The sequence below is a fragment of the Bacillus cabrialesii genome, from assembly GCF_004124315.2.
GTDB classification, from domain to species: domain Bacteria; phylum Bacillota; class Bacilli; order Bacillales; family Bacillaceae; genus Bacillus; species Bacillus cabrialesii.
On sequence record NZ_CP096889.1, the window covers coordinates 1,867,552 to 1,884,062 of the forward strand.

At 47.0% G+C, this 16,511-nt stretch carries 1 protein-coding gene; it reads left to right on the plus strand.

Annotated features, from left to right (window positions below):
- Window positions 1-51 precede the first annotated feature (51 nt).
- Window positions 52-16,503 carry a non-ribosomal peptide synthetase gene (locus EFK13_RS09445; RefSeq protein ID WP_129505822.1) on the plus strand — a complete coding sequence of 5,484 codons (16,452 nt, stop codon included), beginning with the start codon at window positions 52-54 and terminating at the stop codon, window positions 16,501-16,503.
- Window positions 16,504-16,511: the final 8 nt, after the last annotated feature.

Below are 16,511 nucleotides of genomic sequence, written 5' to 3' on the forward strand. Positions count from 1 at the left end.
TTCAGATCAGGAGAATTAACCATTTCTGAGGTGGAAAAACAGCTTCAAGGCATGAGGCGGCAGTTGAATAGTTCGCTTTCAGAAGGACAAAAAGGGCTGTGGATGCTTCAAAAAATGTCTCCTGATATGAGTGCTTATCATATTCCTTTATGCTTTCGCATCAGCAAACCATTACATGCAGAGACGTTCAAGAAAGCCCTTCTGTTTGTACAGAAACAATATCCTGTTTTAACCAGTGTGGTTCAAGAAGAGAATGGCATTCCATTTCAAACGGTTCAGTCATCAGAGGCTCTTTATGTTGAAGAAGAGGATATATCAGCAATGGAATCAGCAGAGATATTGCCTTTTCTAAAAGAAAAAGCAAAAAAACCATTTCATTTGGAAGCTGGCCCGTTATGGCGCACACATCTTTTTCATCGGTCAAAAGAAGAATGCATTATACTCATCACGATTCACCATATCATATTTGACGGTGTGTCGATGCTGACATTGATATCTGCTCTTTTCGAGGCGTATCAACAATTGCTGAATGGGATTGAACCTGTATCGCAGCCGCTAACAGCTGATTATAACGACTTTGTCGAATGGGAAACCCGGATGCTGAATGGCAGAGAAGGGGAAGAGCATCTCGCTTACTGGAAAGAACAGTTATCTGGGAATCTGCCAGTTCTTGATCTTCCAGCTGACCGTCCGCGGTCTTCAGCACGAAAATTCAAGGGGCAAGCTTATAAAAGCTTGCTCCCTCATCACCTGAGAAATCAAATCAAGGCGTTTGCCCGCACCCATCATGTGAATGAATCAGTTGTATTTCTATCAATTTACAAGGCACTGCTGCATCACTACACAAAACAAGAGGATATCATTGTCGGCGTTCCGACAATGGGACGGCATGAAGAGAGCTTTGAAACCCTTATCGGTTACTTTATCAACATGATGGCTGTTCGGAGCAAAAATATCGGAACACAGGCATTTACAGCATTTATTCGGGAGCTGCAGCTGACAATGGCTGACGGTCTGGACCATGCGGCATATCCGTTCCCGGCATTGGTAAGAGAGCTGAAAGTAGACCGCTCGGCATCGGATTCGCCGGTTTTTCAAACAGCCTTTCTGTATCAAAACTTCTTTCAGACCACAGGCTTGCAAAAAGTGCTCGAACCATTTCAAACGCTTGGCATTGAATATATTGAGGATATTCGGCAAGAGGGAGAATTTGAGCTGGCACTCGAAATATACGAGCAAGAAAATGAAACAGTGCTTCATCTTTTGTACAACCCTGATCTATACGAATTGTCCTCTATTGAAAACATGATGGAGAACTATATAAAGCTTGCGCAACACATCATTGATGATCCGTCCTTGTCACTTGAAACCTACTCTTTAAAGTTACATCAAGAACAAAACAGTTTGCTAAAACAATGGAATGCGACAGAGACAAGCATGCCAAATGACAAGTGTATACATGAAATATTTGAGGAAAAAGCGAAACAAACCCCGGATGCCGTTGCTGTGATTTTTGAAGACAGGTCTCTTACATATAAAGAAGTAGATGAAAAAAGCACATCTGTGGCAATCTATCTTCAACATCAGGGGATTGGACCGGAACACCCCGTTGGAATTTGTGCAGAGCGTTCGTTTGATATGATCATCGGGATTTTAGGAATACTGAAAGCCGGCGGAGCGTATGTGCCATTAGATCCAAGCTTCCCGCAAGAACGGTTGGAGTACATGCTCAAAGACAGCCAGGCGTCCATTGTTCTGACCCAATCTCCTGTTCATCATAGGATCAGCGAATTAACTGGCAGCCGCGTAAAAGCAATCAATATCGATTTGGCTTGTCGAAACGGCTATACAGATCAGCAAAGCAGCGATTTAAAGCGGGAGGTAAAACCGGAGCACCTCGCTTATATCATTTACACATCAGGAAGCACCGGACAGCCTAAAGGGGTTATGGTAGAGCATCGGAGCATTATGAATACCCTGAATTTTCTTGAATCTCACTATCCCGTGACTGCTGAGGATGCATATTTATTGAAGACAAACTATGTGTTCGATGTATCGCTCTCAGAATTATTCGGATGGTTTATCGGAAACGGCCGTCTTGTCATTCTTCCGCCTAATGGAGAGAAATCACCGCAGCTGTGTATGGATTATATTGAAAGATATCAAGTGACCCACATTAATTTTGTGCCGGCTATGCTGAATGTTTTTCTAGAAACCGCGAAAGACAACGAGCAGTTAACAGATCATGGACCGCTCAAGTATATGATGGTTGCGGGTGAAGCCTTCCCTAAAGAATTGGTGAAAAAAGCGGTATCGCTTTTTAAAAACTGCCGTGTCGAAAATATTTACGGACCTACGGAAGCCTCAATTTACGCTGCGTATTTCGGATGCGGAAAAGGGGACATCGCAAGTCATCATACACCGATTGGAAGGCCTGTCTCCAACGTGAAAATTTATATTGTGGATCAGTATTTGAAGCCTGTCCCAATCGGAAAGCCTGGCGAGCTTTGCATCGCAGGCGCCGGTTTGGCAAGAGGCTACTATAATAAGCCTGGCCTTACGGCTGAAAAATTTATTGATAATCCGTTTGAACCGGGGACCAAGCTTTATAAATCGGGGGATTCAGCGAGATGGCTTCCTGACGGCAACATAGAATATTTAGGACGGATTGACAGCCAAGTCAAAATTCGCGGTTTTCGCGTCGAGCTTGGGGCAATCGAAACCAAGCTGAGTGAATATCCAGGTATTTTAGATCAAGCGGTTGTGGTGAAGCAGCTGGACGGCCATCGACAGCTCGCTGCTTATTATACAGAGGAAAGCGGGCATTCCCCAGCAGCTCCAAAAGACTTGCGCCGCTATCTAAAATCGAGTCTGCCGGAATATATGATACCTTCACACTTTATCCGTTTAGATGAGCTGCCGCTATCGCCCAGCGGAAAAGTGAACCGTAAAGAACTTGAAAACCGCGAGATCGTTTTGAATAGAAAGAAACCAAATCACTCGCAGTTAACGGAAATAGAGGATCGGGTGCTTCGCATTTGGGAGGAAACGCTCAAGGTCAGCGGCTTTGGGCCGGAAGACGGATTTTTCGATGCAGGCGGTGATTCGCTTCTAGCTGTAGCCGTGGCTGAACGAATCAAAAAAGAATTGGATTGTGAATTTAGTGTTACTGAGCTGTTCGAGTATTCCACGATCCGAGCAGTTAGCCAATATATTTTGGAGATGAAAAACTCAGACGAAGTCATGACTCAGGGCGAAGACAATCATGATCTCAAAAAAGATGGAACATACAAGCGCCAGTCGATTCCTCCTTATTTTGACGATAGTATTGCGATTGTGGGGATATCCTGCCAGTTTCCGGGTGCGAAAAATCATCATGATTTTTGGAATCATATCAAGGAAGGCAAAGAAAGCATTCAGTTTTTCTCTGAAGAAGAGCTTCGTGAAAACGGAGTTCCGGAAGAATTGATTCAGCATCCTGACTACGTGCCTGTGCAATCTGCGATCGAGGGGAAAGACTTATTCGACCCCGGTTTCTTTCAAATTTCTCCGAAAGATGCTGAGTATATGGACCCTCAGCTTCGCCTCTTATTGCTGCATTCCTGGAAAGCGATTGAGGATGCAGGATATGTGGCTAAGGAGATTCCGGGCACAAGTGTATATATGTCTGCAAGCAGCAATTCATACAGATCGTTATTGCCGAAGGAGGCAACTGAAGGGCATGAATCACCGGATGGCTATGTCTCATGGGTATTAGCGCAAAGCGGAACCATCCCGACGATGATCTCGCATAAGCTCGGGTTAAAGGGGCCAAGCTATTTTGTCCATTCCAACTGCTCTTCATCACTAGTCGGTTTGTATCAGGCATACAAAAGCCTTACATCTGGTGAATCTCAATATGCGCTTGTCGGAGGCGCAACATTGCACGCGCAATCAGCGATCGGCTATGTGCACCAAAACGGTTTGAATTTCTCAAGCGACGGACATGTTAAGGCGTTTGATGCTTCGGCTGACGGAATGGCCGGAGGTGAAGGCGTAGCGGTTATCCTGCTGAAAAAAGCTGTGGATGCCGTAAAAGACGGAGACCATATTTACGCCATTATGCGCGGAATAGGCATCAATAATGATGGGGCGGATAAGGCCGGCTTCTATGCGCCAAGTGTAAAAGGCCAAACAGAAGTGATACAGCAAGTATTGGATACAGCCGACATCCATCCCGAAACGGTCAGTTATATCGAAGCGCACGGAACGGGAACGAAATTAGGCGATCCTATTGAAATGTCTGCTTTAAATAAAGTGTACAAGCAATACACAGACAAAACACAATTTTGCGGAATTGGTTCAGTGAAAACGAATATCGGCCATTTGGATACAGCTGCGGGGTTAGCCGGATGCATTAAAGTTGCGATGAGCTTATACCATAATGAACTCGCACCAACCATCAATTGCACAGAGCCAAATCCGAATATTAACTTTGAAAGCTCTCCTTTTTATGTAGTCCGTGAACGAAAGCCGTTAGAGAAAAGGAAAGATGTCCATCGGGCGGCTCTGAGCTCATTCGGTCTTGGCGGCACTAACGCCCATGCTATTTTTGAGCAATATGAAGACCTCTCTGATCCGGTGGACGAGAACGAGGGCCATCAGCCTTACATCATTCCTGTATCAGCAAAAAATAAGGAACGGCTCCAAGCATATGTGAAGGAATTGCAGGCCTATATCAGTCAAAACGAGCAAGCGCATATCTCTTTAAGAGATATCGCATACACCTTCCAGGTCGGGCGGGAAGCAATGGACAGCAGGGTCATTTTTATGGCGAACGATCTGAAAGAATGGAAACAGCAGCTTGAAGCTTTTGTGAATGGAACGCCGATGGCTGAAAGCTGTATTCAAGGAGAAAAAACGAGAATGACATCCGCTGAACAATTGCATGGAAACGCTGAAGCGGAAGAACTGGCGGCATCGCAGATATCAAAAAGAGAATTGAAAAAGCTTGCCGAGATGTGGGCAAAAGGCTTTCACGTTAAATGGCGGAGACTTTATCAAAATACGAAACCGCGCCGCATCAGTCTGCCGACATACCCGTTTGCTGAAGAACGATACTGGCCCGAAAACAGTGCCAGCGAGATGACAACAATTGAACCTTCGCGTTTGCATCCTTTGGTGCACGATAATACATCCGTTCTGTCAGAGCAGCGGTTCAGCTCCATCTTCACAGGACAAGAGTATTTTATAGCCGAGCATATCATTAAAGGCATGGCGATTTTGCCGGCGGCGGTCACGCTTGAAATGGCAAGAGCCGCTATAGAACAAGGAATTGGCGGACTGGAGGATCATGAAACTGGAATCAGGCTGAAAAACGTCGTGTGGGTTCGTCCGGTTGTAGCAGGAGATGAGCCGGTTCAAGTAAACATCGGCCTGTATGATGAAGACGGCGGACACATTCTTTATCGGATGTATGGTGAGCCGGAATCTGATGATGAAGAACCGGTTCTATATAACCAGGGTATAGCGGAATTGATTCAGGTAAAGCAAGAAAAAGCGCTGGAGCTTGCTGAGATCAAGAAGCGATGTGATCAAAGCACAATGGACGCTGACTTGTTTTATGAAGGAATGATCGGAGCCGATTACGGCCCTGGTTACAAGAGCGTAGAGGCCGTATATAAAGGAGACGGCCAGCTGCTTGCCAAATTATCACTGCCGGAATCTGTCTTGCATACGTCAGCCGATTATGTTCTTCACCCAAGTGTAATGGATGGGGCGTTACAGGCGGCTGAATATTTGCAAAACGTCGTCAGGGCGGAGCTTTCAGACAGTGAAGACTTTAAGGCGGCGCTGCCGTTTGCTCTGGAGGAGCTTGAGGTCTTTCGTCCATGCGTTACAGACATGTGGGTTTACGTTCAATTCAACTCGAAAAACAAACCCGGGGATCTGATACAGAAAGTCGATATTGATCTATGCGATGAGCATGGGACGATTTACGTACGCTTGAAAGGATTTTCGACGAGAGTGATGGAGACTGATACACAATCCGAACCATCAAAAATCAACGCTGGAACTTTATTGCTGCAGCCCGTTTGGCAAGAACAAAAGGCAGCTGAAGGAGCGGCTGTAAAAACATATGCAGAGCATCACGTGTTTCTATGTGAATATGATCATGAAACGGGAAAACAGATTGAAGCAGCACTCGAAGATGTCCATGTATACAGGTTGGAAGCAAGGCCTTCTTCAGTGGAAGGGCGTTTCCATTCTTATACGGAACAAGTGTTTAAGAAGGTACAAGAGATCCTTCGCACGAAACCGAAAGGCGACATTCTCGTTCAGATCGTTACCTCTTCAGAAGGAGAACAGCAATTGTTTTCAGGATTGACAGGACTGCTGAAAACAGCCGGGCAGGAAAATGCCAAACTAATCGGCCAAATGATTGAGGTCAGCAGTGAAGAAAGCGGAGAAAGCATTGCTGGCAAACTGATAGAAAATCAAATGAGCACTGATTCATATATCAAATATCACAACGGTACACGGTACAGTGCTGATTGGCGTGACATCAAACCGGCAAATGGTGACAACAACAAGCCGTGGAAGGACGATGGCGTTTATCTCATTACAGGGGGTGCCGGAGGCTTAGGCCTTATTTTTGCAAACGAAATCGCGGAACAAACGAAGAATGCGACAGTCATTCTGACGGGCCGCTCACCTCTTAGCGAAAGCAAAAGCAAAACGCTTAAAGAGCTTCAAGGCAAGGGGACTGAGGTCACCTATCAGCAAACAGATGTTAGCGATAAGATTGAAGTCTATCAGCTCATAGGCGGAATTCAGAAAACATACGGCCGTCTGGACGGCATTCTTCATAGCGCGGGAATCATCAAAGACAGCTATATGATCAATAAATCAGCCGAAGACCTGCACGAAGTACTGGCGCCTAAAGTAAAAGGGCTTGTTTACCTAGACGAAGCAAGCAAGGACTTGCCATTGGATTTCTTTATTCTCTTTTCCTCTCTATCGGGAAGCTTAGGAAGCATCGGACAGTCTGACTATGCGGCAGCCAATGTATTCATGGATATGTATGCAGGCTATCGAAATAGGCTTGCCGATCTCAGACAGCGGCACGGGAAGACGCTTTCTGTAAACTGGCCGTTATGGAGTGATGGCGGCATGAAGGTTGATCAAGAAACAGAAAAAAGGCTTGTGCAACTAGCCGGGATAGTTCCTATGAGGGCAAAAAAAGGAATTCAGGCATTATATCAAGCGTTCCATTCCGAGACAAACCAAGTCATGGTGCTTGAGGGCGATGTGCAGAAAATAAAACAAAACATGCTGGAGAAAAGAGCCTCAGCACTTTTAGAAAAGAAGGAAACAGAAGGGATGACTGAACAAATAAAGAGCATTGATACAGACAGTTTATTGGATAAAGTAAAAGCGATGCTAAAGCGGGAGGTCGCCAAGCTGTTAAAGGTTAAGCTTGAGACGATTGATGATCATGCCGAGATGACGGTGTATGGATTTGATTCTATTTCAATGACGGAATTCACCAACCATATCAACCGCGCCTATAAGCTGGAGCTGACGCCTACCGTCTTTTTTGACCACCCGACGATTCATGCGTTTGGCAAGCATTTGTCAGAAGAATATCAAGCGGTGTTTGCGAAGACATTTGCTGTGCGCGCAGTATCGGCCCAGGTGCCTGCTGCCAAACAGGAGCAGGCCTTACCTGTTAAAGCTAAAAGACGCCGAAAGCAGCAAGTCGCACTGCCAAACGCCGCACAGAATGATGCCGGGCCTGATCCAATTGCCATTGTAGGGATAAGCGGGATTTTCCCTATGGCGAAAGACGTTGAAGCGTACTGGAACATCTTAAAAGAGGGCAAAGACTGCATGACGGAAATTCCGAAAGACCGCTGGGATTGGCGTGAATATGAAGGTGATCCGTCGAAGGAAGCCAATAAAACGAACGTAAAATGGGGCGGTTTTATTGACGGAATTGCTGATTTTGATCCATTATTTTTCGGCATTTCCCCGCGAGAAGCTGAACAAATGGAACCTCAGCAGCGCTTACTGTTGACTTATGCCTGGAAAGCGATCGAAGACGCAGGATATTCGGCGAAGCGTCTATCTGGCACAAAAACAGGCGTCTTCATCGGAACGGGAAATACAGGATACAGCTCCCTTTTATCGAAAGCCAACTCGGCAATAGAAGGCTCAGCTGCAGCCAATACAAGCCCTTCAGTCGGTCCGAACCGTGTCAGTTACTTTCTGAATCTGCACGGGCCGAGCGAACCGATTGATACAGCGTGTTCCAGCTCATTGGTCGCGATCCACCACGCCATCTCTTCAATTGAGGAAGGCACTTGTGACATGGCATTAGCCGGCGGCGTGAATACGATTATCCTTCCTGAGGTGTATATCAGCTTTGATAAAGCGGGTGCACTGAGTAAAGAAGGAAAGTGCAAGACGTTTTCAAATCAAGCCGATGGTTTTGCCCATGGAGAAGGGGCCGGCATACTGTTTCTGAAAAAATTAAAAGCGGCTGAGGAAGCGGGAGACCACATTTATGGGGTGATAAAGGGCAGCGCAATCAATCACGGCGGCCGTGCGGCATCTTTAACAACTCCTAATCCGAAGGCGCAGGCGGATGTCATTCAGGCGGCATACGAAAAAGCGGGAATCGATCCGAAAACCGTGACCTACATTGAAGCGCACGGAACAGGGACGGAGCTTGGAGATCCGGTTGAAATCAACGGGTTGAAATCAGCTTTTCAAGCACTGGGTGTGAATGAAGGAGATTCATCAGACTATCCTTATTGCGGACTGGGGTCTGTGAAGACAAACATCGGCCACTTATCACTGGCAGCCGGTGCGGCAGGGATCATTAAAATATTAATGCAGCTAAAGCACAAAACCTTAGTGAAAAGCCTTCACTGCGAAACCGTGAATCCGTACATTCAGCTAAAAAACAGCCCTTTTTATATCGTACGGGAAACGGAAGAATGGAAATCGCTGAAAAATGAACGTGGAGAAGAGCTGCCTCGCCGGGCTGGTGTCAGTTCATTTGGAATCGGCGGCGTAAACGCCCACGTGGTTATTGAGGAATATATTCCAGAAGCAGCTGATGAGAATATACCATCTATCACGCCGGAACATCCGGGTATATTCGTTTTATCTGCTAAAAATGAAGCGCGGTTAAAAGAACACGCACAGCAGCTGGCAGATGCGCTTGATAAGGAAGCATACAGAGACGCTAATCTCACCCGGATCGCTTATACACTGCAAGCCGGACGGGACGCGATGGAAGAACGTCTTGGGATCATTTCTGGTTCCGTTGAGGATTTGCGGCAAAAATTAAAAGACTTCGCAGCAGGCAAAAACGATGTGGAGGATGTATTTAGAGGCAGGATTGATAAAGGCACACTGCAAATGCTGACAGAGGACGAAGAGATTCAAGAAGCCGTTGAAAAATGGATGGAGCGGGGAAAATACGCAAAATTGCTTGAACTATGGGTAAAAGGGCTAGATGTAGACTGGACGAAACTGTATGGCGAGAATGTGCCTAAACGCATCAGCTTGCCGACATATCCTTTCGCAAAAGACCGTTATTGGTTCTCTGATCTTATAGAAAAAAGCGGCAGCCCTGAAGTAAATAAAGAAACTTCCCGTCGCGGCGCAGCCGTGCTGCATCCATTAATGCATCAAAACACCTCGAACCTCTCGGAACAAAGATTTAGCTCCATCTATACGGGAGAAGAGTTTTTCCTTGCCGATCATGTTGTCAAAGGCCAACGGATCTTGCCGGGAGTGGCGCATCTTGAATTGGCGCGGGCTGCCGTTGAGCAGGCGGCAGAGGTACAAGGTGTTCCGTGCACCATAAAGCTAAAGAACGCGGTGTGGGTGCGCCCTATTGTCGTAGAAGACCAGCCGAAGCAAGTACACATCAGGCTTTTACCGGAGGAAAATGGTGAGATTACTTATGAAATTTACGGTAATTCAGAGGCTGCAGGCGAACAGTCAATCGTCTACAGTCAAGGCAGCGCGGCATTGAGTCCTGCTGAACATCTGCCGGCGGTTGATTTGCAATCCTTACGGGAGCAGTGCCAGGAAAGCCATTTCACCGTTAACGAAGTATACGAAACCTATCAAATGATCGGTTTTGAATACGGTCCTGCTTATCGCGGGATGGAAAAAATCTATACAGCGGAACATTTTGTTTTAGCAAGATTGTCATTGCATCCGTCTGCTTTAAATACGCTTAGTCAATACAACATGCATCCGGGGCTGATGGATTCCGCCTTGCAGGCGTCAAGCATTTTGACAGGTGCGGGAGATAACCAGGTGACACTGCCTTTTGCGGTCCAAGAGCTTGAAGTCTTCGGGGCATGCTCTTCAGAAATGTGGGTATACGCAAGATACAGTAAAGGCAGCAAGGCGACTGATAAGGTACAAAAACGGGATATTGATATCTTAGATGTGAATGGCAATGTTTGCGTACGGATGAAAGGATTGTCTTTCAGGGCAGCGGAAGGCGGCTCTGGAGCGGCGGAACCTGAGCGAACGCTGGAAACCTTGATGTTTGAAGAACAATGGGTGCCTAAGGCTTGTGAAAAAGAACGTCCTGAGCCTCATTACGAACGGCATATTGTTATGCTTTGTGACATGAATGGCCTCTCAAAAGACAGCGTTGAATCAAGAATGATGGGAGCGGAATGCATCGTTTTGGAGTCTTCCCGCGAAGGGCTGGCAGAGAGGTTCCAAGATTATGCCGAACAAGCGCTTGAGACGGTACAGGGTCTTTTCAAAAGCAAGCCGCAGGGCAATGTCCTGATCCAGCTAGTAACTACTGCCCAAAGAAAGCAGTACTCATTCTCGAGTCTATCGGCGCTTCTTAAAACCGCCACTTTGGAGAATAAAAAACTGACAGGCCAAACGATTGAAATCGATTCACACGAAAATATTGAAAGTGTGATAGAAAAACTGAAAGAGAATAAAAGACACGCGGGAGATCAGCACATCAAATATGAAAAGGGTAAACGGTATATCAATGATTTGCGTGAAATGCAAATGGATGATCGGGAAATAAACCTGCCGTGGAGAGATAAGGGTGTATATCTTATAACGGGCGGCGCAGGAGGACTTGGGTTTATTTTTGCGAAAGAGATTGCTCGTCAAGCTGCACAGCCTGTGCTCATTCTGACAGGCAGATCTGCGCTGAATGCGGATCAGCAGGCAAAGCTTAACGAACTTCAGCGATTAGGGGCTCGCGCAGAATACAGGCGGGTTGATGTGACACAAGCGGAAGCAGCCTCCGAGCTCATCACAAGCATCACGTCTGATTACGACGAATTGAACGGCGTCATTCATAGCGCTGGGCTGATTAAAGATAACTATCTCATGAACAAAACCAATGAAGAGCTGACAGAAGTTCTCGCACCTAAGGTAAAAGGGCTCGTGAATGTGGATGAGGCCACAGAGCATCTCGCATTAGATTTCTTTATCCTCTTTTCTTCAATATCCAGTGTCGCCGGCAGTGCGGGGCAAGCGGATTATGCGATGGCTAACGCTTTTATGGACAGTTATGCAGCTTATCGCAATGCGCTTGTGACCGCCATGTACAGGCACGGGCAAACGTTATCGATCAATTGGCCGCTCTGGAAAGAAGGCGGCATGCGCGCGAATAAAGAAATTGAAAACATGACTTTGAAAAACACAGGTGTAACTCCAATGCGGACCGAGACTGGCATTCAGGCGCTGTATAAAGGCTTGGCATCTGGCAAGGATCAAGTCATCGTCATGGAAGGGATCAGAGACATGATGAGAGAAAAGCTGACTCAAAAGCCGTCTGCTGTTGATGTTCCAACGAAAACAGCGCAAGTGCCGGTCACATCTGAAACAAGTATGGACCAAGACAGTTTGTTTGACCACATTCAAGAAGTGTTAAAGCAAGCAATTTCTCAATTGCTCAAAATCAAACCTGAAGAGATTGACCCTGATATGGAGTTTAATCAATATGGATTCGATTCGATCACATTGACTGAATTCGCTAATACACTGAATGAACAGTACAAGCTGGATCTGACGCCTACGATCTTCTTTGAGCACGCAACGGTTTATGCATTTGCAGCGTATCTGTCAGAAGAATATCCACATACATTTACAGGCCAATCGGCTGCCAAATCAGAGATGCCGATACAGCCTGTTGAACAAAACATGAATCTGACGTTTTTAGCTGAGAATCGCTTTGCAAAACCATCGGTAACGCCAGTGCAAAAGGCAGCTGATCATGGTTCTGAGCCGATTGCGATTGTGGGGATGAGCGGCGTTTTTCCGAAGGCAAAGGACATCGAGGAATACTGGAAGAACCTGAAAACAGGGGCAGATTGTATTACAGAGGTTCCAAAAGACCGCTGGGATTGGCAGGAGTATTACGGAGACCCTCTGAAAGAAGCGAATAAAACAAACGTCAAATGGGGCGGTTTTATTGATGAAGTAGCTGACTTTGATCCATTGTTCTTCGGCATTTCCCCGCTTGAGGCAGAGCAGATGGAGCCTCAGCAGCGCCTGTTAATGACCTATGCGTGGAAGGCGATAGAAGAAGCGGGATACTCAGCGAGAAGCCTGTCAGGAACCAAAACGGGCATCTTTATCGGGACAGGAAACACAGGATACAGCTCACTGCTGTCAAATGTGGACATCGAAGGCTCAGCAGCTGCGAATATGAGTCCTTCTGCCGGACCGAATAGAGTCAGTTATTTTCTGAACATTCATGGACCGAGCGAACCGATCGATACGGCATGCTCAAGCTCTTTGGTCGCCATTCATCATGCGGTTTGCGCAATTGAAAACGGAAACTGCGAAATGGCGATTGCAGGAGGTGTCAACACGGTCGTAACACCGCAAGGCCATATCGCCTATGATAAGGCCGGAGCACTGAGCAAAGAAGGAAGATGCAAAACATTTTCTGATAGAGCTGATGGGTTCGCCGTCAGTGAAGGTGCCGGCATCCTCTTCCTAAAAAAGCTGACAGCGGCTGAACGAGATGGCGATCATATTTACGGTGTTGTCAAAGGAAGTGCGGTAAACCACGGAGGCCGCGCAAACTCTCTGACGACGCCTAACCCGAAGGCTCAGGCGGATGTCGTAAAAACAGCATATGAAAAAGCGGGAGTCGATCCAAGAACCGTGACCTATATTGAAGCGCATGGAACCGGGACAGAGCTTGGTGACCCGGTAGAAATCAATGGCCTGAAAGCGGCATTTAAAGAGCTGTATGAAAAAACGGGAGACCCGGCTGTTCATGGCAGCCATTGCGGACTTGGATCTGCGAAGACAAACATTGGTCACTTATCGCTGGCGGCCGGTGTGGCGGGTGTCATTAAAGTGTTATTGCAGCTAAAACATAAAACGCTTGTAAAGAGCCTGTACAGTGAAACCATCAATCCGTATATCAGACTGGAAGGCAGCCCGTTTTATATTGTGCAGGAATCCAGAGAGTGGCAGACGCTTCGGGATGAAGCCGGCCGAGAACTGCCGCGCCGCGCAGGCGTCAGTTCATTTGGCATAGGCGGCGTCAATGCCCATGTGGTGATTGAAGAATACATTCCGAAAGAAACAGCTCATTCTGCACAAGCACCAGCTGTGACAGCTCAACACCCGGGCATCTTTATCTTGTCGGCAAAGGATGAAGATCGCCTGAAAGATCAAGCCCTGCAATTAGCGGACTTTATCAGCAAGCAACCTGTCACAGCTCATGATCTCACTAATATTGCTTACACACTCCAAGAGGGGCGTGATGCAATGGAGGAGAGAGCAGGGATTATCGCTGTCTCGGCAGAGGACTTGTTGGAAAAGCTCAACCTCTTTATAGCTGGACATGCGAGTGCGAAGTACGTGTCAGGCAGAGCAGACAAAGGGATCGTACAAACATTGAGATCAGATGATGAAATACAGAAAACGCTCAAAAGCAGCTGGGAGCCCGGAATATATGAAAGACTGCTTGAATTATGGATAAAAGGCATGGAAATAGATTGGAGTAAACTGTATGGCGGCAAACAGCCAAAACGCATCAGCCTCCCAACCTATCCATTTGCAAAAGAACGCTACTGGATAACGGATATGAAAGAGGAAGCAGACACACATCATGCAGCAAATATTGTGGAGACAGCATTGCACCCATTAGTCCAGTCCAATACATCCGATTTGTCAGAGCAGCGTTTCAGTTCGACCTTTACAGGTGCCGAGTTCTTTTTCAACGATCATAAGGTGAAGGGAGCACCGGTTATGCCGGGAGTGGCATATCTTGAAATGGTTCAGGCTGCCGTTACTAGAGCGGTGAGAGGAATCCAAGATCAACAATCTGTTATTCGCATTAAAAATGTTGTGTGGGTGCAGCCGATTGTGGCGGACGGCCAGCCTGTTCAAGTCGATATCAGTCTGGAACCCCAGCAGGACGGTGAAATTGCCTTTAGCATCTATACAGAGGATGCGCACAATGGGCGGAAAATACACTGTCAAGGCAGTGCTGCAATCAGCGGGGCAGGAGACATTCCGGTTCAGAATATCAGTATGCTTCAAGATCAATGCCGCTTAAGCACACTCTCGCATGACCAATGCTATGAATTATTTAAGGCGATCGGCATCGACTACGGATCAGGTTTTCAAGGGATAGATCGGCTCTATATCGGCCGCGATCAAGCCTTGGCAGAGCTTTCCCTGCCTCCTGGTGTATCTCACACGCTGAACGAATTCGTTCTTCATCCAAGTATGGCAGACTCTGCTCTACAAGCGTCGATCGGGCTGAAGCTGAATTCCGGTGACGAGCAGCTTTCCCTGCCTTTTGCGCTGCAAGAGCTAGAAATATTCAGTTCTTGTACAGATAAAATGTGGGTGTCTGTCACATCTCGTCCGAATGAGGAGAAAATACAGAGATTGGATATTGATCTGTGCGATGAACAAGGGCAAGTGTGTGTACGAATCAAGGGGATTTCCTCAAGGGTGCTGGAAGAAGACACACAACCGCAGGATGAGCCGAAGTCACCAGATACCAAGGCATCTCTGGAAGAATCGCTTCTTATGGCGCCGGTATGGGACCAAGTGCAATTGGAGAGAAGCGACATTCCGCCTATTGATGAGCGTGTTGTCATCCTCGGAGGAGATGACAACAGCAGAAAAGCTGTTCAAAGGCAGTTCCCGTTTGCCGAGGAGCTGTACATTGAGCCGGACGCATCGATTCATGAGATTGCCAGCCAGCTTGAAGCCCTCGGATCATTTGACCATATTGTGTGGCTGTCTCCTTCTCGCGTGACAGAATGCGAAATTGGCGACGAAATGCTTGAAGCTCAAGATCAAGGCGTGATGCAAATGTTCAGACTCATTAAGGCAATCCTCTCTTTAGGCTATGGAGAGAAGAAGATGAGCTGGACGGTTGTGACGGTGAATACGCAATGTGTCGATCAGCATGATATTGCCGATCCGGTCGACGCCACTGTACACGGCCTGATCGGGGCGATGGCAAAAGAATATCCAAATTGGCAGACAAAGCTGATAGATGTGGGGAAACAAGAGAACTTGCCGGTGTCTGAGATCTTTTCCTTGCCTGCTGATCAAGAAGGAAATACTTGGGCCCATCGAAATCAGCTCTGGCATAAACTGCGCTTGATTCCAGTACACAGTAATCAACCGGTGCACACGAAGTATAAACACGGAGGCGTTTATGTCGTCATAGGCGGCGCAGGCGGAATAGGCGAAGCTTGGAGCGAATATATGATCAAAACCTATCAGGCGCAGATCGTTTGGATAGGCAGAAGAAAAATGGATGCAGCTATTCAAAGCAAGCTGGACAGACTTGCGCGTCTTGGGCCGACCCCGTTTTATATTCAAGCTGACGCGGCTAACCGAGAGGAATTAGAGCACGCTTATAAAACTATGAAAAAAATGCATCGGGAAATCAACGGCATGATTCATTCTGCGATTGTCTTGCAAGACCGAAGCCTGATGAATATGAGTGAGGAATGTTTCAGAAACGTTCTTTCGGCAAAAGTTGATGTAAGTGTGCGAATGGCCCAAGTTTTCCGGCATGAACCACTGGATTTTGTTTTGTTTTTCTCTTCTGTACAGTCGTTTGCGAGAGCTTCCGGACAAAGCAATTACGCTGCCGGCTGCAGTTTTAAGGATGCTTTTGCACAGCGGCTTTCTCAACTATGGCCTTGTACAGTGGCCGTGATGAATTGGAGTTATTGGGGAAGCGTCGGAGTTGTGTCCTCACCGGATTATCAGAAGAGAATGGCTCAGGCGGGCATTGGCTCTATTGAAGCCCCTGAAGCGATGGAAGCATTGGAATTGCTGCTTGTGGGACCGCTGAAGCAGCTAGTGATGATGAAAATGGCGATTGAAACGAATGATGAAGCGGAACAGGCGGAAGAAACGATTGAAGTTTACCCGGAAACTCACAGCTCCGCCATTCAAAAGCTGCGAAGCTATCACCCGGGTGACAGCACAAAGATTCAACAACTGTTATAGGAGGGAAA